Origin of the sequence: Actinoallomurus acaciae (assembly GCF_042429965.1) — a bacterium.
GTDB classification, from domain to species: domain Bacteria; phylum Actinomycetota; class Actinomycetes; order Streptosporangiales; family Streptosporangiaceae; genus Actinoallomurus; species Actinoallomurus acaciae.
In genome coordinates, this window is sequence record NZ_JBHLZP010000073.1 from 1 (window position 1) to 23,911 (window position 23,911).

At 68.5% G+C, this 23,911-nt stretch carries 21 protein-coding genes, 1 other RNA gene and 1 pseudogene; 11 read left to right on the top strand and 12 right to left on the bottom strand.

Annotated features, from left to right (window positions below; genetic code table 11):
- Positions 1 to 223: 223 nt before the first annotated feature.
- Entirely contained in the window at positions 224 to 1,210 is a 987-nt protein-coding gene (locus ACFFNX_RS12795; RefSeq protein WP_378199975.1) for an asparaginase, read from the bottom strand.
- Positions 1,211 to 1,404: 194 nt separating this feature from the next.
- Here ACFFNX_RS12795 and ACFFNX_RS12800 point away from each other — a divergent pair, with 194 nt between their 5' ends.
- Positions 1,405 to 2,169, top strand: coding sequence for a hypothetical protein (locus ACFFNX_RS12800; RefSeq protein WP_378199978.1), 765 nt, complete (start codon positions 1,405 to 1,407; stop codon positions 2,167 to 2,169).
- Between the two features lie 29 nt (positions 2,170 to 2,198).
- On the opposite strand, the gene ACFFNX_RS12805 is transcribed toward ACFFNX_RS12800, so the two are convergent.
- Both ACFFNX_RS12805 and ACFFNX_RS12810 read right to left on the bottom strand, forming a co-directional pair.
- On the bottom strand, positions 2,199 to 2,798 hold the full coding sequence (locus ACFFNX_RS12805) for a hypothetical protein (RefSeq protein WP_378199981.1): 600 nt from the start codon (positions 2,796 to 2,798) through the stop codon (positions 2,199 to 2,201).
- A gap of 145 nt (positions 2,799 to 2,943) precedes the next feature.
- Positions 2,944 to 3,819, bottom strand: a complete 876-nt coding sequence (locus ACFFNX_RS12810) for an SDR family oxidoreductase (protein WP_378199984.1) — start codon at positions 3,817 to 3,819, stop codon at positions 2,944 to 2,946.
- Positions 3,820 to 3,921: 102 nt separating this feature from the next.
- Here ACFFNX_RS12810 and ACFFNX_RS12815 point away from each other — a divergent pair, with 102 nt between their 5' ends.
- Both ACFFNX_RS12815 and ACFFNX_RS12820 read left to right on the top strand, forming a co-directional pair.
- The gene (locus ACFFNX_RS12815; RefSeq protein ID WP_378199987.1) at positions 3,922 to 4,782 is read left to right on the top strand and encodes a helix-turn-helix transcriptional regulator; all 861 of its coding nucleotides are present in this window, start codon (positions 3,922 to 3,924) and stop codon (positions 4,780 to 4,782) included.
- Positions 4,783 to 4,948: 166 nt separating this feature from the next.
- Entirely contained in the window at positions 4,949 to 6,508 is a 1,560-nt protein-coding gene (locus tag ACFFNX_RS12820; protein WP_378199990.1) for an MGH1-like glycoside hydrolase domain-containing protein, read from the top strand.
- A gap of 86 nt (positions 6,509 to 6,594) precedes the next feature.
- Here the strand turns inward: ACFFNX_RS12820 and ACFFNX_RS12825 are convergent, their stop codons facing one another.
- Positions 6,595 to 7,554: an AraC family transcriptional regulator gene (locus tag ACFFNX_RS12825; protein ID WP_378199993.1), complete on the bottom strand. Its 960-nt coding sequence runs from the start codon at positions 7,552 to 7,554 to the stop codon at positions 6,595 to 6,597.
- A 110-nt stretch (positions 7,555 to 7,664) separates the two neighbouring features.
- Between ACFFNX_RS12825 and ACFFNX_RS12830 the strand changes: the two genes are divergently transcribed.
- From ACFFNX_RS12830 to ACFFNX_RS12845, 4 genes are all read left to right on the top strand, one after another.
- Entirely contained in the window at positions 7,665 to 8,747 is a 1,083-nt protein-coding gene (locus ACFFNX_RS12830) for an aldo/keto reductase (RefSeq protein ID WP_378199996.1), read from the top strand.
- A gap of 712 nt (positions 8,748 to 9,459) precedes the next feature.
- The gene (locus tag ACFFNX_RS12835) at positions 9,460 to 10,623 is read left to right on the top strand and encodes an asparagine synthase (RefSeq protein WP_378199999.1); all 1,164 of its coding nucleotides are present in this window, start codon (positions 9,460 to 9,462) and stop codon (positions 10,621 to 10,623) included.
- A gap of 183 nt (positions 10,624 to 10,806) precedes the next feature.
- A complete protein-coding gene (locus tag ACFFNX_RS12840; RefSeq protein ID WP_378200002.1) occupies positions 10,807 to 11,052 on the top strand; it encodes a hypothetical protein in 246 nt (81 codons plus the stop codon).
- Entirely contained in the window at positions 11,049 to 11,429 is a 381-nt protein-coding gene (locus tag ACFFNX_RS12845) for a recombinase family protein (RefSeq protein WP_378200005.1), read from the top strand. The genes ACFFNX_RS12840 and ACFFNX_RS12845 overlap by 4 nt, the downstream gene beginning before the upstream one ends.
- A gap of 172 nt (positions 11,430 to 11,601) precedes the next feature.
- On the opposite strand, the gene ACFFNX_RS12850 is transcribed toward ACFFNX_RS12845, so the two are convergent.
- Positions 11,602 to 12,639 (bottom strand): glycoside hydrolase family 113 protein, encoded by a 1,038-nt coding sequence (locus tag ACFFNX_RS12850; protein ID WP_378200008.1) that lies wholly within the window; start codon positions 12,637 to 12,639, stop codon positions 11,602 to 11,604.
- Positions 12,640 to 13,637: 998 nt separating this feature from the next.
- On the opposite strand from ACFFNX_RS12850, the gene ACFFNX_RS12855 reads away from it, so the two are divergent.
- Positions 13,638 to 13,889: a hypothetical protein gene (locus tag ACFFNX_RS12855; protein ID WP_378200011.1), complete on the top strand. Its 252-nt coding sequence runs from the start codon at positions 13,638 to 13,640 to the stop codon at positions 13,887 to 13,889.
- A 930-nt stretch (positions 13,890 to 14,819) separates the two neighbouring features.
- On the opposite strand, the gene ssrA is transcribed toward ACFFNX_RS12855, so the two are convergent.
- The 5 genes from ssrA to ftsE all read right to left on the bottom strand — a co-directional run bounded on the left by ssrA (position 14,820) and on the right by ftsE (position 19,704).
- Positions 14,820 to 15,195, bottom strand: a transfer-messenger RNA (tmRNA) gene (ssrA, locus tag ACFFNX_RS12860).
- A gap of 372 nt (positions 15,196 to 15,567) precedes the next feature.
- Positions 15,568 to 17,400 (bottom strand): penicillin-binding transpeptidase domain-containing protein, encoded by a 1,833-nt coding sequence (locus ACFFNX_RS12865; RefSeq protein ID WP_378200014.1) that lies wholly within the window; start codon positions 17,398 to 17,400, stop codon positions 15,568 to 15,570.
- 8 nt (positions 17,401 to 17,408) lie between these two features.
- Positions 17,409 to 17,882, bottom strand: a complete 474-nt coding sequence (gene smpB, locus ACFFNX_RS12870; protein ID WP_378200017.1) for an SsrA-binding protein SmpB — start codon at positions 17,880 to 17,882, stop codon at positions 17,409 to 17,411.
- Between the two features lie 146 nt (positions 17,883 to 18,028).
- Positions 18,029 to 18,934 carry a permease-like cell division protein FtsX gene (gene ftsX, locus ACFFNX_RS12875; protein WP_378200021.1) on the bottom strand — a complete coding sequence of 302 codons (906 nt, stop codon included), beginning with the start codon at positions 18,932 to 18,934 and terminating at the stop codon, positions 18,029 to 18,031.
- A gap of 71 nt (positions 18,935 to 19,005) precedes the next feature.
- Positions 19,006 to 19,704 (bottom strand): cell division ATP-binding protein FtsE, encoded by a 699-nt coding sequence (ftsE, locus tag ACFFNX_RS12880; RefSeq protein WP_378200024.1) that lies wholly within the window; start codon positions 19,702 to 19,704, stop codon positions 19,006 to 19,008.
- Positions 19,705 to 19,904: 200 nt separating this feature from the next.
- Here ftsE and ACFFNX_RS12885 point away from each other — a divergent pair, with 200 nt between their 5' ends.
- Positions 19,905 to 20,090, top strand: a complete 186-nt coding sequence (locus tag ACFFNX_RS12885; protein WP_378200027.1) for a hypothetical protein — start codon at positions 19,905 to 19,907, stop codon at positions 20,088 to 20,090.
- Between the two features lie 31 nt (positions 20,091 to 20,121).
- Here ACFFNX_RS12885 and prfB read toward each other — a convergent pair whose 3' ends face one another.
- Positions 20,122 to 21,243, bottom strand: a complete 1,122-nt coding sequence (gene prfB / locus ACFFNX_RS12890) for a peptide chain release factor 2 (protein ID WP_378200030.1) — start codon at positions 21,241 to 21,243, stop codon at positions 20,122 to 20,124.
- Positions 21,244 to 21,373: 130 nt separating this feature from the next.
- On the opposite strand from prfB, the gene ACFFNX_RS12895 reads away from it, so the two are divergent.
- Positions 21,374 to 22,426: a DUF8094 domain-containing protein gene (locus ACFFNX_RS12895; RefSeq protein WP_378200033.1), complete on the top strand. Its 1,053-nt coding sequence runs from the start codon at positions 21,374 to 21,376 to the stop codon at positions 22,424 to 22,426.
- 73 nt (positions 22,427 to 22,499) lie between these two features.
- Here the strand turns inward: ACFFNX_RS12895 and ACFFNX_RS12900 are convergent, their stop codons facing one another.
- The gene (locus tag ACFFNX_RS12900) at positions 22,500 to 23,408 is read right to left on the bottom strand and encodes a DUF8094 domain-containing protein (RefSeq protein ID WP_378200036.1); all 909 of its coding nucleotides are present in this window, start codon (positions 23,406 to 23,408) and stop codon (positions 22,500 to 22,502) included.
- 206 nt (positions 23,409 to 23,614) lie between these two features.
- Here ACFFNX_RS12900 and ACFFNX_RS12905 point away from each other — a divergent pair.
- Positions 23,615 to 23,710 (top strand): annotated as a pseudogene (locus ACFFNX_RS12905) (hypothetical protein); the annotation flags it as partial.
- Positions 23,711 to 23,911: the final 201 nt, after the last annotated feature.

A 23,911-nucleotide genomic window follows, 5' to 3' on the forward strand; every position in this document is an offset into this window, starting at 1 on the left:
GCCGGAACCCTGGCCCTCCCAGGGGGCGCCGACCCCACTTCCATTGTCAAGCCACCCCACACACCAAAAGAAGACCCCACGCACGGCTGTGGAAAACCCACGACCCGACCACTCCGAGACAGGCCCTAGCCGCCGACGTTACGGCTGTTGCCGGGGACGGCCGGGCCGGGGCACCCCGGATGACGATGCCCTGGAAGCACGGCCGATCGCCACCGCCCGGCGGTCAGCCGTGCTCGGCGAAGGCCGCGGTGATGGTCTCTCGATCGGCGCCGCCGGCCAGCAGGAGACGGAGGAGGATCCGGGCCTTGTAGGGGTCGAGGAGGCCGCCGTTGATGAGTCCGCGGCGTTGCAGGTCGGTCTCTGAGCCGATGGCGCCGTAGGTGTGACGCAGCACGGATCCGCTCCCGATGCGGGACGTGAGCACGACCGGCATGCGTTCGGCCACGGCGTCCAGGAGATCGACGAATGCGGCCGGGACGTGGCCCACACCGAAGCCGGCGATGATCAGTCCCTGGCTCGCCTCGGCGACAGCGGTGAGGGTGACGGCGTCGTCGTCGAGGGTGACGGTGTGCAGTGCGACCCGGATGTCGTCCAGCGCCTCGGTCCGCGGATCCAGCGCGCGGTGCCGTACGGGGGTGGTGAGGATGCGCGTGTCGCCTTCGATGACGTGACCGATCGGGCCGGTATTGGGGGAGGCGAAGGTGGCGGTGCTCGTACTGTGGGTCTTGCGCACCCAGCGGGCGGCGTGGATCTCGTCGTTGAGGACGACCAGCGCACCCAGACCGCGGGCGGCGGGCGCGGCGGCGGTGCGGGCGGCGGCGAGCACGTTCGCCGGTCCGTCGGGTCCCGCGAGCGTCGGGTTGCGCATGGCACCGGTCAGCACGAACGGCTCAGCGTACGGCCAGACCAGGTCGACGAGGAAGGCGGTCTCTTCCAGGGTGTCGGTCCCCTGGGTGACCAGCACTCCGCAGGCTCCCGCCCGTACCGCCTGTGACGCGGATTCCACCAAGGCCAGAACCTGCGCGAAGGTCAGATTCGCGCTGGGGACGGCATCGACGTCGTGGATGTCCAACGGCACTTCGGCGAGCCCGGGTACGGCCGCGGTCAGATCCGCCCCGTTCAACCGGGTGACCACCGGCCCCGCCTCGCCGCCGTGTGCATGGCCGGCCATCGATATCGTGCCGCCCAGCGTGAACAGGGCAACGCCCATCCGCGTCCCTCCCGGCCGCCGCAGGACGACGGCCTGACCGCGTCACCCTCCGGGAGGAGATCATAGGTCCGGCCCGTCGCGGTATGCACCTATCCCTGCGTGCCTGAACTGCCATATCTGGCATTTGGCCGGACATCGTTCCTTCGTCCGCAGTTGGGCGTATATCGTCCGAGGGGCCTGCCGAGGAGGTCGCGGTGACGGTGTCAGCGGAACTCGCCGAGATCCACGAGTGGTGGGCGCGACGATCCGGACTCACGGGCCCTGCGACGGCCTTCCGGATCGCCGGCAGCGCTTACGACCAGGTCACCCCCGCCGGGGCGGACAACCCGTACTGGGAGATCGTCCGGCAGCTGCCGTCGGTACGCGTGGCCGGCGAGGGGATCTGCCCTGACGGTTTCGCCCGCGGGCTTCCCGTCGGGCATCACCTGCTGACCAAGCGCTACGCATGGGCGATCCCCTCACCGGGCGACATCGTCTGGCTGACCCGGATCCTGGGCGGTCGTGGCCTGGTGGAGATCGGTGCGGGCTCGGGTTACTGGGCGTGGCAGGCAGAACAAGCCGGGATCGACGCCATCGCCTACGAGCCCGTCAGCTCTTCCGCCAACACCTTCACCGACGGCACCGAATACTCCGCCATCCGGCGAGACGGCCCGACCGCCGCCCGGCACCATCCCGACCGGGCGCTGTTGCTGTGCTGGCCGTCTCACGGCAGCCCGTGGGCGTACCAGGCCCTCCGCTCGTACCCGGGAGACCTGCTGATCTACATCGGGCAAGGCGCGGGCGGGCACTGTGCCGATGACGGTTTCTTCCGGCTTCTCGCCCGGGAATGGACGCCGATCGGTTCCAGCATCCACCACATCACCTGGCGGCACACCCACAGCACGATGACCGCCTACAGCCGCCGGGCCGGAACGGCGCCCGGGAACCCACGCCGGAGAGGCCCGCGGCCCTCGGCGTAAGACGGGCGCTCTGCGTAAAGGCGGGCGCTCTACCCCCTCTTCGGGAACGGCGGTACCGGCGTGCCGTCGGCGTTCGCCACGCTGCGGTCCTTGAGCGGCGAGCGCAGGGCGACGTCGGTGTATCGCGTGGTGAAGGGGCCGAACGCGCCGTAGGCGTTGTGGCTCTTCGCGCACTCGGCGCCGGCCTCGTAGACGGTGACCGTCACCCGTGAGGAGGACTCGTCCACCCGCACGTGGTCGAACCGGCAGCCGACACGCTCGGCCCACGATCGCCACACTATGCGCAGCCCCTTTCCGTGGCGGGCGTACATGTCAGGGGCGATCGCGACCAGAGGAGGCGGCCCCGGGTGCGCGGTCACCTTCTCCGTGGAGTCGGTGCCCGGAAGGCGCGGCTGCGCCGCAGCGTGCGCATGGTGGAACCAGACGACCGTACTGACACCGACGATCAGCAGCCCCGTGACGGCGCGCAGCACCCCGGCGGCGGCCCACCCCCGCGTGTACCGGTCATCCGGATGATCCCGCGCCCAGGTCCTGGCCGGGCGGCTCCACAGCCTCTGCGGGTTCACCAGCATGACGACGGCCATCGGTACGAGAATGATCCATGCCAGGATCAACCACCACGGCGGCATCTCACGCCCTCCTCGGATCGGCACGCGGCGGTTCCTGGAACCGTTCCCTCGGGCCTGGGCGCAGCGATTATAGGGTTCGGCGACTTGAACCCGCGAAAAGCCCGGCGGTGCCCCGAGCGGCCATTCGGCCCGGCGTATCGCGTTTCTAGGCGTCCAGGTCGGCCGGGCCGCCGGTGGTCACGCCCTCCAGCGGGGCGTCCGTCGCCGCCGCCGACTCGCGCTGGGTGCGGACATCGGCCAGCCGGGCGGTCAGGGCGGTCTCGATGGCCTGGTACGCGTCGCTGCCCAGGACCAGGCGGCGGGGTGCCGGGTCCTGGTCGACGGCGGCGATCATCGCGGTGGCCATCAGGGCCGGGTCGCCGATTCCTTCGGTCGTACGCTCGGTGAGGATGCGGCGGATTCCCGCGGCGGGCGTGCCGTCGTAGGCCTCGATGCGGTCGGCCAGCACCGAACCGCCGTAGCGGAAGTTGGTGCGGGCGCCTCCCGGTTCGACGATGGTGACGTCGATGCCGAACGGGGCCACCTCACCCGCCAGCGCGTCCGCGAAGCCTTCCACGCCCCACTTCGTTGCGTGGTACAGGCACCCGCCCGGCCACGCCGCCTGGCCGCCGACCGAGGAGAGCTGCAGGATCCGGCCGCCGCCCTGCCGGCGCAGGTGTGGCAGCGCGGCCCGGATCAGCCGGATCGAGCCGGTCAGGTTGGTGGCGATCTGGTGCTCCACCTGCTCGTCGGTCAATTCCTCGGCCGCGCCCATCAGGCCGTACCCGGCATTGCTGACCACGACGTCGACCCGGCCCAGGGCGGCCCACGCCTCGTCGACCACCGCGGTGATCCCGGCCGGGTCGGTGACGTCGAGGCGGGCCGCGCGGAAGGCGTCCGGCCAGCGTGTGGACAGATCATCGACGCTGCCGAGAGCGCGGAAGGTACCGACGACGCGGTCGCCGCGGGACAGGAGTTGCTCGCTGAGATGCCGCCCGAAGCCGCTGTTGGCGCCGGTGATGAGCCAGGTTCGTGAAGTCATGCGGGTAGCGTGCGCCGCCCTCCGGCGATCAGCCATTCCCCTGTTGAGAGGGGTGCCGCCAGGGCTACCAGCCGGGATCCGAACCGGCTTAGGGTCGAGAGCGTGAACCTGGTCGGCGAATATCTACGGGCCCGGCGCGAGCTGATCCGGCCCGAGGATGTCGGGCTGCCCGACAACGGTCATCGGCGGGTGCCCGGGCTGCGCCGGGACGAGCTGGCCATGCTCGCCGGGATCAGTACCGAGTACTACACGCGCCTGGAGCAGGGCCGCGACCGGCGCCCCTCACCCCAGGTGCTCGATGCCCTCGCCCACGCGCTCGGCCTCGACGAGGACGCCACCGCCCACCTGCGCGCGCTCGGCACTCCGGAGGAGCCTCGGCGGCGGCGCCCCGCACGGGTACGGCCAGGCGTACAGCCTCTGCTCGACGCCTGGCACACCACCCCCGCGTACGTCCAAGGGCCGCTCCAGGACGTCCTGGCCGCCAACCGTCTCGCCGTGATGTTGTCGCCGATCTTCACCCCGGGCAACAACATTCTTCGCTCGGTGCTGCTCGACCCCGCCATTCAGGAGCTTCTGCCCGGCTGGCAGAACCGCGTCGGCAGCCTGGTCGCCGCCCTGCGAGCGATGGTCGGCCCGGACGTCGACAACCCGCGCTTGACCGACCTGGTGGGCGAACTGTCGATCAAGAGCGCCCTGTTCCGCCGCCTCTGGTCGCGCCACGACGCCAAGCCACACCCGAGCGGCGGCGTACACCGCCTGCGCCACCCGATCGTCGGCGACCTGGAACTGCACTACGAGAAGTTCGCCGTCACCGGCGCCGACGGACAACTGCTCGTCGTCTACCACGCCGAGCCTGACTCACCGAGCGCCGACGCCCTCACGCTGCTGGGGTCACTACCGGAGCAATCCGCTCCCCACACGACGGATCGAACCGCACCTCAAAGTCAGCGGCACCAGAAATAGAGCCGCGACCTCCGCCGACGGAGCGCTCGGGCTGGCGAAGGGCTTTGCTCCGGAGCCTTCCAGGATCGGCCAAATTACCTCTCTCTCCGGGCTATCTGACTTGACAACGTTGTCATAACATCCGCGCATGTCGCACTCCGATCAGAGTCAAGGAACTTCCCGACGCGTGTTCCTGTCCGCGAACGGAACGCTCGCGGCGGCCACCGTGCTGCTCCCCCAGGGCCGCGCCGCCGCGGCCGAACCGCCCCGGACCGGCCGGGCGCGCAGGGTGGAGTTCAGCATGCCCTCGCTGTCCTTCGGCGACGCCGGCCGGCAGAACTCGCTGGGCAGGCTGTACGAAGCGGCGCTGACGGGACTGATCGGCATCAACACCGTCTACGCGACCCCGGCGGTCTACGACCGCGCCGGGCTCGTCGACTATCCGCCGGGGACGTTCGTACGTGCCGGGGGCGGCTATCCGTCGCCACAGAGGTGGACGCGCGACGCCGCCGTCAACGCCTGGAACGCGGCCAGCCTGCTGGGTCCGATGGTGGGGGCCAACACGCTCTGGGCGGTGATCGACCGTCAGGAGCACGACGGTCTCATCGTCCAGCAGGACAACCAGTGGTGGGACCAGGTCGTCTGGGTGGTCGCCGCCTGGAACCACTATGCGATCACCGGCGACCGCGACTTTCTCGCGGATGCCTACCAGGCGTCGGCGAACACCCTGGCGGCCCGCAAGGCACGGAACTTCAACACCGACTTCGGGCTGTTCGCCGGACCGTCGTTCATGAACGATGGAATCGCCGGATACCCCAGCCCGCCCTGGGCGGATGGCATCGGCTCGTCGTTCGTGCTCGACTATCCACACGCGGACGAGCTGATGTGCCTGTCCACGAACTGCCTCTACTACGGCGCGCTCACCGCGTTGGCGGGAATAGCCGACCAGATGGGCCGATCCGCCGAGGCCGGCAGGCACCGGAGCGACGCGCAGGCGCTGCGGCAGGCGATCAACCGTCACCTCTGGCGTGAGAATCCCGGCAGCTACGGCTATCTCATCCATGGCGGCGATTCCCACGCCGGCGAACTCGATCCGTCCCAGGAAGGCGCCGGCCTCGCCTTCGCGGTGCTGTTCGGCGTCGCCGACGCGCGGCGGACCCGGCTGCTGCTGAACAACGCACATTGGCAGCCACGGGGCATCGTGAACGTCTGGCCGCACTTCCCGAGGTTCAGTGACGACCGCCCAGGGCGGCACAACGTCATAGTGTGGCCGATGGTGCACAGCATGTTCGGACACGCCGCAGCCGCCGGCGGACGCACCGACCTGTTCGAGCGCGCGGTCACCGAACTGGCGAGCCTGGTCGGCGCCAGCGACGACAACTTCTACGAGCTCTACAACTCACTGACCGGAGCAGTGGACGGCGGCTGGCAGACGGGAAACGACTCGCGATGGACGTCCCAGCCCGACCAGGCCTGGTCGGCCTCCGGATACCTACGGATGATCTACTCCGGCCTGTTCGGCCTGACGTTCACACCGGAGCAGGTGAGCATCTCCCCGACCCTGCCTCGGTCCTGGGGCGACGTCGGCCTGTACGGCGTGCCCTATCGCGACGCGACACTGGACATCACCCTGACCGGCGCCGGCAACCGAATACGCTCGTGCACCGTCGACGGCCACCCCGGCCGACCAACGATCCCGGCGACGGCAACCGGCCACCACACCGTGCACATCGCGCTGAAGACCTGAGAACTCGCGCCGTTCGCCGGTACGCCGACGTGGCTGATGGCCATCCCGAACCGACGGCTGGACCGCGGGTGCGATCTGTGGCGCAGCTACTCCTGGACGGTCGCCATGCCCTGCAAGCGTGCCGCGTCCTGCCCGGGTGGGGCTCCGAACATGCGCCGGTACTCGCGGCTGAACTGCGACGGACTGTCGTAACCGACGGCGTAGCCGACCGCGGCCACGTCGTGCGGCGCCGCGATGAGCTGGATGCGGGCTTTTTGGAGTCGAAGGTGTTTTTGGTACTGCACCGGACTCATGGCGGTCACCGCGCGGAAATGCCGGTTGAGCGAGGAGACGCTGAGACCGACATGGTCGGCGAGGTCGTCGACGCGAATCACCCGGTCGTAATGAGTCTTGATCCACTCGATCGCGCGGGCGACGACGGTCAGGCGGCTGTCGGCCAAGCCGATCTGTCTGACGAGGGCCGCCTGAGGTCCGTTGAGCAGCCGCCAGTGAATCTCGCGCCGTACGCTGGGCGCCAGCACCGGGACGTCACGTGGTTCGTCGAGCAGACGCAGCAGCCGGACGACGGCCTCGAGCAGCTTGTCGTCGGCGTCACTGGTCGCGATGCCGGGGCCGTCGTGCGGGCGGCCGATGGCCGGGCCGGCTTCTATCAGCAGTTGTGCGATGAGCGCCGGCTGGAGCGGAAGCCCGAACCCGAGGAACGGCTCAGTGGGCGTGGCCTGGCTTATCTGGGAGACCAGGGGAAGGTCGACGGTCACGACAAGGTACTGACCCGCGTGGTAGTCGAAGATGAGGTCACCGAGGACCGAGCGCTTCGTCCCCTGGGCCACCAGGGCGAGCGCGGGTTCGGCGACGGTCCCCAGCGGTTCGGTCACCCGTTCGGTGGAGAACACCTGCATCCCCTCGACCCACACCGGACGTGGGCTGCCCGCGGCCAGTCGCGCGATCCGGCGGCGCAGTTCGTCCATGTGACCCATCACGCCAGTGAACCATGGATGCCTGTGCACGCATAACACGATCCGGACGAACTTGAGCAGATCATGCAACGATCCGCCCGCATCGGTCTAGGAGTCCACGCCGTATCGAGGGAGGCTCGGAGGAGCCCGGAGAAACCCTCTCTGCGGCGTCTCGAACATCTACCAAGGGGAACTCCACGATGTCGCTCGACTCCTACGTCACGCTCGGCCGCTCGGGACTGCGCGTCAGCCCGTTCACACTGGGTGCGATGACCTTCGGCGAAGATCACGGTTGGGGCAGCAGCCCAGAGGAGTCCAAGAACATCCTCGCGGCCTACCTCGACCGGGGCGGCAACTCGATCGACACGGCCAACATCTACACCAACGGACACTCCGAGAAGATCATCGGAGACTACTTCGCCGGGCGGCCCGCGCTGCGTGATCGCGTCGTGATCGGCACGAAGTTCTTCGGCAACCTGTACGAGAACGACCCCAACGGCGGCGGATCCGGCCGTAAGGCGATCGTGCAACAGTTGGAGAACTCGCTGCGGCGGTTGCAGACCGACTATGTCGACCTGTACTGGCTGCACAATTTCGACCCGACCACGCCGGTCGAGGAGACCCTCCGCGCACTGGACGACCTGGTCAGCGACGGCAAGGTGCGGTACGTCGGATTCTCCGACGTACCGGCGTGGGCGACGGCCGAGGCGGCCACCATCGCCGGCATGCGCGGGTGGGCCCCGATCATCGCGCTGCAATTGGAGTACTCCCTGCTCGAGCGGACTTCAGAAGGCGAGTTGATCCCGATGGCCCAGGCCCTGGGCATGGGCGTAATGCCGTGGGGCCCGCTGAAGAGCGGATTCCTGTCGGGCAAATACTCCAGCGCCTCCACCGGCCAGGTCGACACCACCCGTACGCAGCTGGTCGGCGCCCCGAGCGAGGCCGACTATGTCGTGATCGACACCCTCAACACCGTCGCTCGCGAGGCGAACGCCAGTCCGGCCGCGGTGGCCCTCGCCTGGATACAGGACCGCCCCGGAATCACCTCCACCCTGATCGGCGCACGCCGAATGGACCAGTTCGAGGTCAACCTGCACGCCCTGGACCTGACGCTTTCCGACACCCAGCGCACCACGCTGGATGAGGTGTCGACTCCCACGCTGAGCTTCCCGGCCCACAACAACCGGACGCTGGCACCCACGCTCCAGTTCGCCGGAGCCACCGTGGACGGGCACCCGTCGATCGTGTCCCCACTGCTGCAGGCCAGCGGTGTCCGCTACTGAACATCGCCCACGTACACACCGGCGACCTGAACACCAGCGCCAACGTCCTCAGCACCGTGTGGAGCGTCCGGTTCCGCCGTTCCAGGACGGGTGCGCGCCGTCGCACCGATCACCCCCGTACGCAGCCGAACCATTCCGCGACGGCTCCCCTCGCCTGAGCAACCCCGATCGCGCCCGGCAGAAACGCTGCTCCCCACCGCTCTCACGAGCCGTGGACGAACATCCCCCGAACGAATGCGCCCCTCCTCCGCTACAACCCGCCGGCGAACGAGACGCCCGCCGACATGCGGGAGTAGCCCCCTCAAGTAGAAGCCGCCCCGCAGGCCGCCCGGGCCGTGCGGGGCGGCTCTGTGTCTCCAGCCCTTGACGGCAAGCCGGGACCGTCCGGCGATCCGAGGGGCGAACAGTGGCAAGCTCCGGTTCGGAGGGACGACGTGAAACTACGCCGGCTCGGTACGGAGAGCGGGAGGACCGGCTGTCCAAGCCTGTACGAGACCGACCGCGACACGTTCGTGGTGCAGGGATGAAAGGTCACAGACCCCGAGGCGCTCCTCACCGCCCGTCGCGAGGTGGTTCAACTGGAGCTGCGCGACCGGTGGCCCGCCGACCACGTGACGGTCGAGACGGCACCCGGCCATCCGATTCGCGTCTCGGCGGGCGCCGCCCGTACCACCCCGCTGTACCTGTGTACCTGGCCGAGCAGGACAGCGTCTTGCACGGGTCATGGGACATGGCGGATCTGCGCGCGCACGCGTCCGGGCTCAGCCCGCGCGAGGCCGCCCGCCTGCTCATCTACCGGCCCCGCTACGGCACCGAGACGCTGTTCACCGGCATTCACCGGCTCACCGAACGCGCGACCGCGACCTTCGGCGGCGCCCTGCACCTGCACTACCCAGAACCGGCACTGCACCGTTCCCCGCGCGAGCTCGCCGACGGCGCCGACGTCCTCGCCGCGCTCGCCGCCACCATCGACCACGCCCTGGACGTTCGCCCCCTCGACCCTGCCTTCACGGTGTTCCACCTGACCGGCGGTTTCGACTCCGGCACCATCGCGACGCGCGCCCCACAGCGCTGGCCCGGCCAGATCGACACCGCGGCGCTCGTCGTCATCGGCGCCGGCCGCGAGCGGCAGCTGCGCCGGCGGAAGAAGATGCTCGCCCAGGTCCCGTTCAGCGGCCGGGACCTGCTGGTCGACTGCGCCGCCCGGCCACCCCTGCACTCGATCTGTGCGCGCGTATCGGGGCAGCTCATCAGCCCGTACGAAGAGCCGTTGTTCGCGCCCTTCGCCCATCTGACCGGGATGATCGCCGAGCACGGCGCCCGTACTCTCGTGACCGGCCTCGGCGGAGACGAGATGGTCGCACTGTCCCCGGAGGAGTCCGCGGCCGTCGCCGCCGCGAACGCGCACATCACCGAAGACGCCGTCGCCCCGCCCGCCGTCGTCAACGCCATCACGCTGCTGTCGCTGGAGACGACCGCGCCGCCACTGCTACGCGCCGGGACCTGGCCGGTGCACCCGTTCACCGACCCGGCGATGATCGCGCTCGGCGAGCAACTCCCGATCTACCGGCGCGAGTTCAAGAACCTCCAGCGCCGACACCTCGCCGCCCTCGGCCTGGACGACGACGTGACGAACCCCGTCGAACGCGAGTCGTTCGTGTGGCTCGTAGAGAGCTCCCTGAAGACGAACGGGATCCCGCTGATCAACCAGATGCTCGCCCACGGGTCGCCACTCATCGAGGCGGGCCTGGTCGACCCGGACGGCCTGCGCGCGACCGCCGCCGAGGTCGAAAGCCAGCCCTACGACGAGGAGTTCCACGCCAAGCTGTTGCAGGTCATCGACCTACACCTGGCAACACAGGCGTTCCGGTCCTGAACCACTCCCCGACCGCCTCGATCGGCTCCGCCCGGCGGGCGAGCAGATACAGCCGACGCTTCCCCCGCTCGACCTCACGAACGAGCGTGAACCCCTGCGTCTCGTAGTAGCGCGCCAGCTCCGGCCACAGACAGTCACGCGCCGCTCGTCGGCCTCGCTGGAGTCGTCGTCTACGGGCTGGTCATGGTCGCCACCGGCACGATCGTCCGTAACGGTGGACCCGGCTGGGTCAACCTGTTCTTCATTATCGGGTTCTGGAACATCTGCCGCTTCACGTTCTTGATCCCGACCTCGGTGGTCCGGTTGCTGCGGGTCCGGCACCAAGAGAAGGTGCTGCTGCGGGACTGGCAGCGCACCCACCCTGCCGACCCGGCGCCCGCCGAGGCCGGACGTATCGACACTCGGGTACCGGCCGCGCAGGCGTCATGAGCGCCGAGGACTGGTCACCGAGCGACCTGCCCGCCGTCTCCTACATCCGCGTCGCACCCACGACCACCGACGAAGCGGCCCACGAGGTAGAGCGCCAGCGTGCGCAGATCGCGCTCGCCACTGATCGTCTCGGGTTGAGGATGGCCGACGAGTTCGTTGATGTCGGCTACTCGGGTCTGAGCATGGACCGTCCTGACCTGCGCCGTCTACTCGATCACGTTGCTGCCCATCGGGTCGGCTACTGCGTCGTCGCCACCCGCGATCGGCTCTCGGAGGACCCCGAGCACATGGCCGACATTGACGAGACCCTGGACGACGCGCTGGTCGCGATCGTCATCGCCGCCGACCACACCGGGCCAGAGCAGGATGAGGGTTGAGTGGCGAAGCCTTGCCTGCGGTCCGACTCTTGGCTCGCGAGTTTCCGGCGGCAGAACGACCCCACTGTGGACGCGGCGGGTAGCGACGAGGTGGATGGGGCCGCCGAGAATGGCGGCGTCTAGAGGTCGGCCTTGGCTAACGGCGTCTTGTAGCCGATGGCGTGTCGCCGGCTCAGCGTTGGCCGGGGGTGCCGGCGTAGAAGTCGGCGACAGCGCGGAAGGACTGCTTGGGCTCCCAGCTCATGTCCGGGTATGTATCTCCACGGCCGTTTCCACAGGTCTTGACGAGGCTGAGTGCAGACATATCCAAGTCGTGTCTCGGGTCCGGGTCGTAAGGCGACAGCGGCTCAACAAAAGTGCAAACGAACGCCCCATCGACGCCGGACGCTTGGAGACTGGCGAGCGTGTCGGCGATCTCGCGAGCCTGGAGTGCTTCGTCGCGCACGTATGGTCCGTTGAGTCGGGGGCGTACGAACCGGCCGATGACCGGGAGCTGGTGCAAGCCGAGGGATCGGTAGTCGATGATCCCTACGCCTAGGGTGCCCGAACTCTCGGCACCCTGATATGCGCGCATTCCAAACTCGGTGACAACGACCGGCTTACCGATGGTCAACAGGGGTTGGAGCCTGTCGAGGTAGCGAACCTTGGTCCGCTCCTCGCGGTAGTGATCGACGCTGATGATGTCGAACAGGTCCCAATCGACAGCCTCCCAGATCAGCGCCGCGTACGTGATCGGGCCTCCGAAGACCCGCCGAACGGACTCGCTGGCCTGAGTGAGAAAGACATTGAGCGGCTTGTTGTGCGTGCCCGCGATGACGTTCTCATGGAACGACGGGTGTGCAAGGCGTCGATGGAATGTCCGGCCGGAAATGATGCCTCGCATGAACAGGGTCAGCTCCGTGCCCACGCTAAAGACCACCCGGCCCGGCCAGCGCTCATGCAGCGCTTGTGCCGCTGTGGCGGCCTTGGTGACGTAGGCGAGCGTCACCCGCGGGCTCCGATCCCAGAGGTCGGGCTGGAACCACACCTCCAACTCTTGAGACAGCGCGTCCTCGGCCGTGGTCATCAGCCGTCCGATGTCACGCCCGCAGACCCGTACGGCATTGCAATGGAGGTCTGTCTTGATGATCTCAAGCTCGCGGTGAACCACCCGCGGGTCGAACTCGGGACGCCACTGCATCCCGAGCACGCGCCCCACGTCGTAGCACACCCCTCGACGGTTCATCTGTGCTCCAGGCTGGCGTGTGACCACGACGGTACGTTTCTTGCGAGGTACGAAAAATTGCGCGCCACGCAGGAAACGGTATCGCGGATCGCGTGCCTCGATCCACCGGCCTACGCGAACGCAGAAACTGGCCACCCGCCACGCGCTCAGCGAAGCCGCACTGCGGCTGGCGGTAGAACGAGGGCTGGATAACGTACATCGCCGCCGCCGCGAATGTTTCTCCTCGTACGTTCAACAACTACTTCTCTTCCAAGTTCGAAGCGATCTGCGCCATCGGGACCGACCGCGCCCAGGAGATCGGCGACCCTACGGCAGCGACCGGCCGACGAGCCACTGTGGGAAGCGATCACCGCCGCTGTCATGGAGGGGGTCGTCACCCCAAGGGGCACCAGTGGACCTGACAACCGCTTACTCGAACACAAACGACCAGGTGATGGCGTTGCGGTCGGCACTCAAGACGGACGCCTGAGCCAGCGCGGCAGTACTGGCCGGAAAAGCCGCGACGCCCACGATCTGGATTCCGGCCCGTCACCGTTCTCGAGAGGCCGTATCCCGATGGGCGATACCGGGCAGCTGTGGTTGCCGGTTTCTGGGCGTACCGGTCCAGCCCCTGGGAACACCTGTCCGGCGCGAAAGGCACGCCCCCGCAGCCGCTGAACGGCGTACCGACGCAGGCAGCCGACCGTTTCCGTGACACCGCACGGCCGGGCTCGCTGTTGTCCGCTGATGCCCCCAGCGGGATGAGTAGCGAGCGGTCGCGTCTATGGAGACGAACCATAGCGTTCGCCGAGAACTCTTGTACGCGGAATCTTATATAGTCATTATTCGTTATCGGCGGCAAGATCGCTCCGCCGGATCGCCTTACTAACCGACCACTGGACTGATCTGCTGAACCGCTCTCCAGCGGATTGAGTGAGCACGGGCGATTGGGTGGAACGACTGACGCGATCCGAGTCCAACACCCCTCGAGAAGGAAGACGCAGATGCGACTACGCAAAGCAGCCGTGAGTGCCGGGCTCGCCATCCTGGCGGTCAGCGGACTGAGTACGACCGCCCAGGCGGCCGCCCCGCAGATCGGCGGCTCCGCGGAATTCGTGCCGGGTCCACCGTGGACACTGGTCGATAACTATGCGAGCCGTTACGAGTGCGTCGATGCGGGCCAGCAATACGAGCGTGAGGGCTGGCAATACTACTGCTATGACCAGGCTTTTACTGTACAACTCTGGATCAAATAGCTCAGGCATCAAGCGCTGTGAACGGGTCACGCACGTAATGAACGTGCCCGGTCCAGGCGGATTGGCCCTCGGCTACGAACCCGTCTCGGCCGCATGAGTGAAGGGCGAGGCCGCGCGGCCTCGCCCTTCACTCATGCGTACCTGGGTGCTGACCCGCAAGGTGGGCCAAAACCCAGCCCATACGGCAAAATCATCTTCACCCGCCCGCCCGTCACCCTCGATCTCACCGTGACGGACGGGGTGCCTGCGCCTGCGCGAGAATCTGCAGGCAAATCCAGATCGGCGCGCCAGCGCTCATCCACCCATGACGTAGCGAGGTCGGCATTCCGTCCAGAGTTGAGAGAAGGATTTGGGATAAGGCGCCTTCCGTGGAGCACGCTCAGGCAGCGCACCACCGCATGAGCCACAACCAATAATTACGTCTCCAAAACCGTTCCCACATCTCCCGACACCCGACCTCTACCGGACGGACGCCTACGCGGGTAGTTGCCCCAGCGCTCCGCGTAATCAGACAGGCGTTGGATAGCTAGCCGGATCACCTCGGAAGAGTTTTCGTATCCTGCCGCACGCATAATGAGCCGCGCCTGCGCAACACCGTACGCACCCAGGATGCGGATCACGGCGCCGAGATCGCGGCGCGTGCAGGCTTCGCGAGCGACGAACTCCCCACGATCGATACCCAGCCCGGCGCCGTAGGCGCGTCCCGCACACCGACCCGCACCCCAGCCGATCCAATAGCAAACGGCGCTGCCCCCACCGCCCTCACGAGCCGTGAACAACAACGCCGTCAAACGAATAGACCCTCCTCCGACAACACCCCGCAGGGGGCTGTGGGGGCGGAGCCCCCCACATCGGGGGTTCCAGGGGGTCGCCCCCCTGGACCAACATGAAGCGACGACCCGGCCCGCAAGGGCACAGGTCGCCGGAGTCGCGTGGAGGTGGCGGGAATCGAACCCGCGTCCTTCGGTACCAAGACAGGGCTTCTCCGGGCGCAGCCTGCTTGGCGTTTTCTCAGCCCCGGCGCTCACGCAGGCGTGTCGCCGACAGGCTCAGCCGCTGTTTGGTTTCCCTGTCGTTTCCGCGGCCGGAACTACAGGTTGAGTCTCCTTACGATGCCAGATCCCGGGCCGGAGACACTCCCGGGCTGACAGAGTTCGTTACCTAGCCTCAGGCGGCAAGGGCGAACTCAGTGCGCTTAGAGTTGGCACTTGTTCGTTTGCGGTCACAGGATTAACGAGGTCACAACCGCAACCCTCGGCCCGCTTCCCCATATCTCGACATACCGAAGTCGAAACCGATCACCCCCATGTTCAGTTGTCAACGGGCACCGCAGCACCCACCATGACGACCGTACACGTACAACACACACCACGCCAACGCGATTCCCGCCCACGGCGATCGGCTCTGAACGGCGTTCGGCGGCACTGGGGCGTGTGGGGCGCCAGTGAGAGAAGATGAGAACCCCCGTGGGCGTGGACTAGGCACACCCACGGGGGTGACCGGCAGGGTCGGGCCGGTCCGGACGGCAGAGCCTCCCCCGAGACGAGGCTCTGGTCTCATCACGGCGACTGAGTCCGCAACCCCCCAAGCGGAGTCTCAGTCATCTGTTAAGACGTCGGTGACCCCGGCGAAGGTTGTGCCCGATGAGTCAAGAGATCACAAAGTCGCCGACGGCCGATCAGCCCGGCACGTTCCGCAGGAACCTCGCCGCGACCGCCGCCGCGTCGATCTTTCCCTCGACCGCCAGGGCGAAGGCCACGTTGCCGCGGAAGCCTACGAACCACGACACCGTCTTGCCCGACCCGTACGGCACCTGGGCGACCACGCCGCTGACCGTGCCCTTGTTGCCCGCCACGTCGGCCGCGTGGGCCGCGCCAGAGCTGACCGAGCTGCGCAGCAGCGGCTGCAGCGTCGAGATCGATTCCGAGTCGAGCGACCGTGGCTGGATCGGCTGCGGCGGTGCCGGGTCCTTGATCAGGCTCGGGGGCTTCCAGGTGCCGCTCTCCACCGTCGCGGCGGCGAGGGCCATCGCCAGCGGGCTCACCTGGATGCGGCCCTGGCCGACCATGGACGCGGCGCGCTCGGCGGTGTTCGCCGGCGGTGGCACGGCGCCGGAGAACGACGGCAGCGGCAGGGTCCACGGCACACCGATGCCGAAACGGGCCGCGCTCGTACGGAGGTCCTGGTCCGCGAGCGTCCGGTACAGCGACGCGAACGCCGTCGGGCACGAGCGGGCGAAGTTGGACTGGAACGTCTTGCCGCGCGGGGAGGAGCTGTGGAACACCTCGTCGCCCACCTTGTACGTCGGCGGGCACGCCACGGCGGCGTTCAGCTTCTGGTCATAGCCCAGGAGCGCCTGGGTGGTGATCATGCCGAAGGTCATTCCCGGCGGGTAGCGGCCCTCGAATGCCTGGTTCTTGCCGTTGGTCCCGTGGTCGGCGGCGGCCAGGACCTCACCGGTCGCCTGGTGCACGGCGGCCAGCGACGCGGGCGCGTGCAGCCCCTTCAGGGCGTTCTCCGCCGCCTGCTGCACCCTCCGGTCCACCGTCGTCCGCACCGACCGGCTCTGGGCGCCCGGCAGCTCGTACAGCACCTGGCTGGAGGCTCCCGACGGGGCCTGGGCTACCACCTTCACGGTCGGGGTGCCGGCCAGGCGCCGTTGGTCGAGCACCTGGAGGCCGGAGATGCCGATCGTGTCGCCCGGCTGGTACGGCGCGCCGACCTGCTGGAGGAGCTCGGCCGTGGCCGGGCCGAGCTGGCCGACGAGGTCACCGGCGGCCGCGGGCGCGAGGGGCAGGTAGCGCGTGCGGGCCTGCACGCCGGGCACCTGCAGGAGCTTGGCGGCCACCGAGGCCTGGGCGGGCAGCTGGAGCGTCACCAGCGGCAGGAACGCCTGCGGCGGCGCGGAGCGTACGCGCCCCAGGACGCGGTCCTTGTCCAGATCGGTGATCGCCGACAGCTTCTCGAGGGTCTCGTCGGGCTTGGCCAGCTGGCCCGGCAGCACGCCGAAGATCTCCACCTTGGTGTTCTTGGTCAGGGCGCGGCCCTTGGAGTCCTGGACGTAGGCCCGCTGCGGCGTCTCGGTGACGACGGCGAGGCGCTCCCCCTTGCCGAGCTTCGGGTGAATGATCGACGGGCTCCACACGACCTTCCACTCGCCGCCCGAGCGGTGCAGGTGCATCTGGCTGCCGTAGTCCCAGGGCGGGCCGTTGTCGCCGAGGTCGATCCTGACCTCGAACTGGGCCGTGGCGTCCTCGCCGTCCTTGTGCACGTGGCCGAGCGCGAGGTGCAGCGAGGCGAGGTCGAGCTGGCCCGGCAGCGCCTCGAGCGCGCCCGCGACCATCTTGCGGTCGCCGTTGGTCTGCTTGGCGGCGCCGGAGTAGTTGCCGTTCTGCCAGGCGACCAGGAAGTTACGCACCGTGGGCAACGGCGAGGGCTCCGCGAACATCTTGCAACCGGAGACGGCCAGCAGTGCCGCCGCCATGGCCGCCACTCCGCGGACCCGTCGCATGACCACTCTCAGCGCCTCTTCAGCCGTGCCGCGCGAGCGCGCTGCATCTCGCGCTCGGCATCCCGTTTCGCGATGGCCTGCCGCTTGTCATACGACCGCTTGCCTCGCGCCACCGCGATCTCGACCTTGACCTTTCCGTCCTTGAAGTACAAGGACAACGGGACGATGGTGCGCCCGGACTCGGTCGTCGCGCCGCTCAGCTTGCCGATCTCCCGCCGGTGCAGCAGGAGCTTACGGGGGCGCCGGGCGGCGTGGTTGGTCCACGTCCCCATCGTGTACTCGGGAATGTGGACGCCCTCGAGCCAGACCTCACCGTCGCGGATGTGAGCGAACCCGTCGGTCAGGTTGGCCCGGCCGGCCCGCAGCGACTTCACCTCGGTGCCGGTGAGTACGAGGCCCGCCTCGTAGGTGTCCTCTATGTGGTAGTCGTGGCGCGCGCGCTTGTTCTGCGCGATGAGCTTGCGCCCCTCTTCGCGTGGCACTGGAACTCAGCCTCGGTCCTTCTCCCCGTACGGACGGTCGCGGTCGGCCGCGACATCGGGATCGGCCGCGGTCACCACCGAACCCGGCGGGTTTACCGATCCCCTCCCGAAGGTACGCGATCCGACGATCACCGCGTGCTCGTGGCTCAGATCTTGAGGTAGCGGCGGAGGGTGAGGAAGGAGGCCAGCGCACAGAGCACCACACCGAAGCACACGGAGAACACGATGACCTGTGTGACCGCGAACCAGTCGAGTGGGGTGGCGAACTGCAGGTTCTTCGTCAGGCGTCCGAGCAGGAACACCTTGGAGAAGCCCAGCAGGATGGCCGCGAACACACCGCCGATCAGGCCCGCGATGGCGCCTTCGAGGACGAACGGCAGCTGGATGTAGAGGTTGGAGGCCCCGACCAGCCGCATGATGCCCGTCTCCCGGCGGCGGTTGAAGGCCGAGAGGCGGATGGTGTTGGCGACCAGCAGCACGGCCGCGATGACCTGGATCGCGGCGATGATCAGCGCGGCCCACTGGAGACCGCCGAGGATCTTGAAGAACTTCTCCAGGATCGCCCGCTCGTTGATCACCTGGTCGACGCCCTGGCGGTTCGTCATCTGCGCGACGACCGCGGCGTACTCCTTGGGGTCCTTCAGCTTCACCCGGAAGGAGTCGGGGATGTCACCGAGCTGGATGGTGTCGGAGAAACCCGGGGTGTTGGAGAAGCGCTCCTTGGCGCGCTGATACGCCTGCGCCTGGGTCTCCGCGGTGACCTTGGCCACCTGCGGCATCGACTCGAGCTGCGACTTGATCTGGTCCTTCTGGGCCTGCGTCGGCTCGGCCTTGTGACAGGCGGGGTTCGCGCTCAGCCTGTTGCAGAGATAGACCGAGACCTCGACCTTGTCCGACCAGTAGTTGTTCGACTTGTCGACCTGCATCTTGAGCAGGACGCCGGTGCCGAACAGCGCCATGGCGATCGCGACGGTGACGACGAGCGCGATGGTCATCGTGAGGTTCCTGCGGAGACCGATCCAGATCTCCTGAAGAACGAACTGTGCGCGCATGCCTCGCTGTCCTTGGTCGTCCGTTATGGGCCGGTATAGGGGAGTCTCGCTCTCCCAACGGAGGCTAGAGGCTACACGCCTCCGTACGCCTGGCCGTACACACCGCGAGACTGGTCGCGGACCACCCGTCCGTCCTCGAGTTCCACCACCCGCTTGCGGAACGCGTCGACGATGGCCGCGTCGTGTGTGGCCATCACCACCGTGGTGCCGGTCCGGTTGATTCGGTCGAGCACCTTCATGATGCCGATGCTGGTCGCCGGGTCGATGTTGCCCGTGGGCTCGTCGGCGAGCAGGATCATCGGCCGGTTGACGAACGCCCGCGCGATCGCCACACGCTGCTGCTCACCACCGGAGAGCTCGTCCGGCATGCGGTGCGCCTTGCCCTCGAGGCCGACGAGGTCGATCACCTCGGGGACGACCTTGCGGATGAAGCGCCGGGGCTTGCCGATGACCTCCAGCGCGAAGGCGACGTTCTCATAGACGTTCTTGTTCGGCAGCAGCCTGAAGTCCTGGAACACACAGCCGATGCGGCGGCGCAGGTGCGGGACCTTCCAGTTGGTGAGCTTGTTCAGCTCCTTGCCGGCGACGTGAATGCCCCCCTGCGTCGGCCGCTCCTCCTTGAGGATCAGGCGCAGGAAGGTCGACTTGCCGGACCCGGAGGGACCCACGAGAAAGACGAACTCACCCTTCTCGACGGCCACATTGACACCCTGGAGGGCCGGCCGGCTCTGGTGCGAGTAGACCTTGGTGACGTTATCAAAGTGGATCACGGCTGCATCACGACGTGTCAGTCTAGGGGGTGGGGGACGGAGGCGGCTGAACTTTCGTGGGACAGGCCGCCCCGCGACGGCTTCGCGGCTCGGGGGCCGATTGGCCAAGCAGCAGTCTAAGGGGGACACTGGCATGAAACGTCCAACTTGGGTACACCCATAGGTGCAACCGGGCATCAAAAAACGCGGAGAGGAGCCAGATGAGCTGCGAACACCTGATCTGTGCTCGGTGTGCGGGACCCGTCGTCGAGGGCCGCTGCGCCACCTGCAGGGCGGCGCGAGCGGAGGTCCACTACCCCTGGACGTTCGGCATCTCCCCGGTGCTGATCGGCGCCCTGGTCCTCGCGCTGACCCTTCTGATCGCGCTGAAGTTCGGGCTGAACTAGGTCGGCCCCGGCGCCTCGCGGGCCCCGGGCGTCACTCCTGCCCGTCGCCGGCTTCCTGACGGCGCATCCAGCGGATCTCGGCCTCGATGAACTCGTCGATGTCGCCGTCGAGCACGGCCGTCGGGTTACCCGCCTCGACACCGGTACGCAGGTCCTTGACGATCTGGTACGGGTGCAGCACGTAGTTGCGGATCTGGGTGCCCCACGAGCTGGTCGACTCTCCGCGCAGCTCGTTCATCCGCTCGGCCTCCTCCTGACGCTTGCGCTCGAGGAGCTTGGCCTGGAGCACCGTCATGGCGGTCGCGCGGTTCTGCAGCTGGCTGCGTTCGTTCTGGCAGGACACCACGATGCCGGTGGGCAGGTGCGTGATGCGCACCGCGCTGTCGGTCGTGTTGACGCCCTGGCCACCCGGCCCGCTGGAGCGGTAGACGTCGACCCTGATGTCGTCCTCGGGGATGTCGACGTGGTCGGTCTGCTCCACCACCGGTACGACGTCCACACCGGTGAAGGACGTCTGCCGGCGCCCCTGGTTGTCGTAGGGCGAGATGCGCACCATGCGGTGGGTGCCGTGCTCGCCGCGCAGCGTGCCGTACGCGTAGGGGGCCTTGACCGTGAAGGTCGTCGACTTGATGCCGGCCTCTTCGGCGTAGGACGTGTCGTAGATCTCGGTCGGGTAGCCGTGCCGCTCGGCCCAGCGGAGGTACATCCGCTGCACCATCTGGGCGAAGTCGGCCGCGTCGACGCCGCCGGCCTGCGAGTTGATCGTGACGAGCGCCTCGCGGGCGTCGTACTCCCCCGACATCAGGGTGCGGACCTCGAGCTGCTCGATCTCCTTGCGGAGGGCTCCCAGCTCGCGCTCCGCCTCGCCGCGGGTGTCGTCGTCGCCCTCTTCGGCGGCCAGCTCCAGCAGCACGCCGGCGTCGTCCAGCCGACCCCGCAGCCCCTCGACCTTGCCGAGCTCGCCCTCGAGGTAGGACAGCCGGCGGGTCACCTGCTGCGCCCGCTCCTGGTCGTTCCACAGCTCGGGGTCGGCAGCCTGCTCACGGAGCTCGCCGACGTCACGGCGCATGCCGTCGAGGTCGAGCACGGCCTCGATGCCGCCGAGCATCGCGCCGAGCTCCTTCATCTCTTCTGACGGGTCGATGGCTGCCACGATCGAAAGCCTACCTGGGGCCGGGTCCGCGAGGTACGCGAGCCACCGCCTGATCGGCCTCGCGTTCGGGCATTCGGATTCGCCTGGCATACTCTGCCCCACATCGATAACACATGATCGGCCGGGGAGCATGAGGACAGCGGTTGCGTCGGCTCTGGCGACGGCAGTGGCCCTCGCCGGGTTGACGGGGTGCTCGGGCGGCTCGCACGAGCAGGCCCGCACCAAGCCCGTGGCGGCGGAGTCCAGCCCCGACACCTCTCCTCCGCCCGTGCCGCTGACCCTCGCGGTGGCCGCCAAGGCGTTCCAGTCGTTCGTCACCAACGAGGACGTGGCGCGGGCCAGCGGCGACGAACGGCTGGCCCTGTGGTGGACCAGCGAGGGGCAGTCGCAGCTGACGGCGGCGGCGTTCCGCCGGGCGATGGCGGCGGGCGACCCGGTGCCCCGCTACCGGTACGGCACCCCGACGCTGTACGTGCCGAAGCTGAAAGCGGAGGGACAGCAGTGGTTCGTGGCGAGCGTGCGACGCACCCTCGCCGACGGCAAGGGCGCCCACACCGTGCTGATGGGGTTCGTCAAGAGCAAGCCGACCATGCGGTGGCGCCTCAGCCTCGCCACGCTGCTGGACAAGAAGCAGAAGCCACCCAAGATCGCGGTCGATGACCAGGGGTACGCCAGGCCGCTGGCGACGTTCGACACCGGCCTGCTGATCCCGCCGCGGGACGTGCCGCCCATCCAGGCCACGCTCGCCGAGGAGGGCCCGGGGAACGTCGCGGCCAAGGTCATGGCGACCGGCAGGCACACCACGAGCTACTACACCTCGGACCAGAAGGCGGCCAAGCCGAAGAAGGGCTCCGGGCTGAAGGTCGACACGGTGTACGCCACGACGTCGTTCCCGATCTTCCCGCTGGCCACGACCGACGGCGGTGGCATCGTCCTGTACGCGCTGAGCCGCGACGCCGTGTCGACCAAGAGCAAGAAGAAGCCCGGTCACGTGCCGATCCCCAAGGACGCGGCGCCGTTCGTCGAGCCGGACCTCGTGCACAACGAGCTGGACGTGAACCAGACGCTGCAGTTCGCCACGCTGGTCCCGCCCGCGACCAAGAAGGGCGCGACGAGTGAGGAGAAGGCCGCGATCATCGCCGCCGACGGCGGCACGATCAAGGCGACCGTCCCCGTCAAGTGAGTGAGGGGGCGCCCCTCGGCCGTACGAGGGGCCACCCCCGCGGGGCTCCGTGCTCCACATGGACCGGCACCGGCTACGACGTCGTGGCCTGCACGGCCTTGCGGTAGGTGCCGATCACCCGGGTGTCGCCGTGATCGGGCACGACCGCGAGGTACTGGATCAGCGCGACGGAGCTGAGGTGATGACCCACCTGCCCCGTGACCAGCCCGGCGAGGTCGCCGTTGGTGCTGACCGTGCCGGGGTCGACCATGTCGTAGCGCTCGCTCTGGCGGACGACGTACCAGACCAGCGCGCCACCGCCCGTGGTCCGCAGGGCGTACGTGCGCTGCTGGTCGGGCGCGAAGTCGGAGGTCAGGGTCACGCCGCGCTGCTGCAACTCGGTCTGGACCTTGGTCAGCGCGTCACGGGACTCGGAGGTGTACGGACCGGGCGCCATGCCGCCGGCCCCGGTGGACAGCGTCGCGGCGTGCGCGACGGCCACCTTGCGGGGCTGGAGGGCGGCGTTGGTGTCCGTGGGGCTCACGGCCGTGGCGAAGCCGTCCTTGTCGAGGGCGATGCCGCTGAGGGGCGAGGAGGGGAAGGGGTCGGCGGCCAGCAGCCAGGGCCCGCCCGCGCGGTCCTGCGTGAACAGCAGGGCGTGGCGGGTCTGCCCCGAGACCGCCTCCACCGCGAACCACTTGGGGTAGCGGTCCTGACGCGGAATGTAGAACGCCGGGTGGGAGTAGGTGAACGGGGTGTACTTGTCCTTCTTGGCCTGCCGCAGGCGGTAGCCGGCCCGGTCCATCTCGAGCTGGTCACCGGTTTCCACGCTGGCCAGGAGGTTGCCGTCGAGGTCGGCGTTGGCGCGGTTGTTGACCGTCTGGTAGTTGGTCAGCACCTGCTGGGCCTGGCCCTTGGTGATGGCGGGATGCGCGGCCCCGAGGGAACCGCACGCGGAAACCGGGAGGATGGCGGCCGTCAGCGCGGCCAGTCGTCGTCGCATGCCGACAGATTCGCACAGTGACTGATCCACTACTGTGCGAATTCACAATCAGAAAGGGACACCGTCGTGCCACTCCCCCAAGCGGGTCGCAGCGGACTGCTCGTGGCGGCTCTGGTCCGCAGCGGCACGGAGGTGCCGATGGTGCGAGAGCGGCTCGCGACGACCCGGAGCCGGGCTGGGTGCTTCCCGGGGGCCGGGTCTAGCCCGGAGAGCTGGTGGACGAGGCCGCCGCACGCGAGCTGCGGGAGGAGACCGGCGTGCGGGCCGCACCGGGCCGGCCGTCCTGTGCCAGTACACCGTGACCGACGACCCCGGCCGGGCCGGGGTCTGGACGGTCTTCACGTTCGAGTTCGCCACCGCGGTGCGGGACCTGGCGCCCACCACCCGGACGGGTCGGTCCTGGAGGCCGCGTGGGTGCCGCTGTCGGAGGCGCGCCGGCGGCTGGCCCGGCGGCCTTCCGGCCCCGTCGCGGGGCGGTGCCGCACCATCTGCGGGAGGACGGC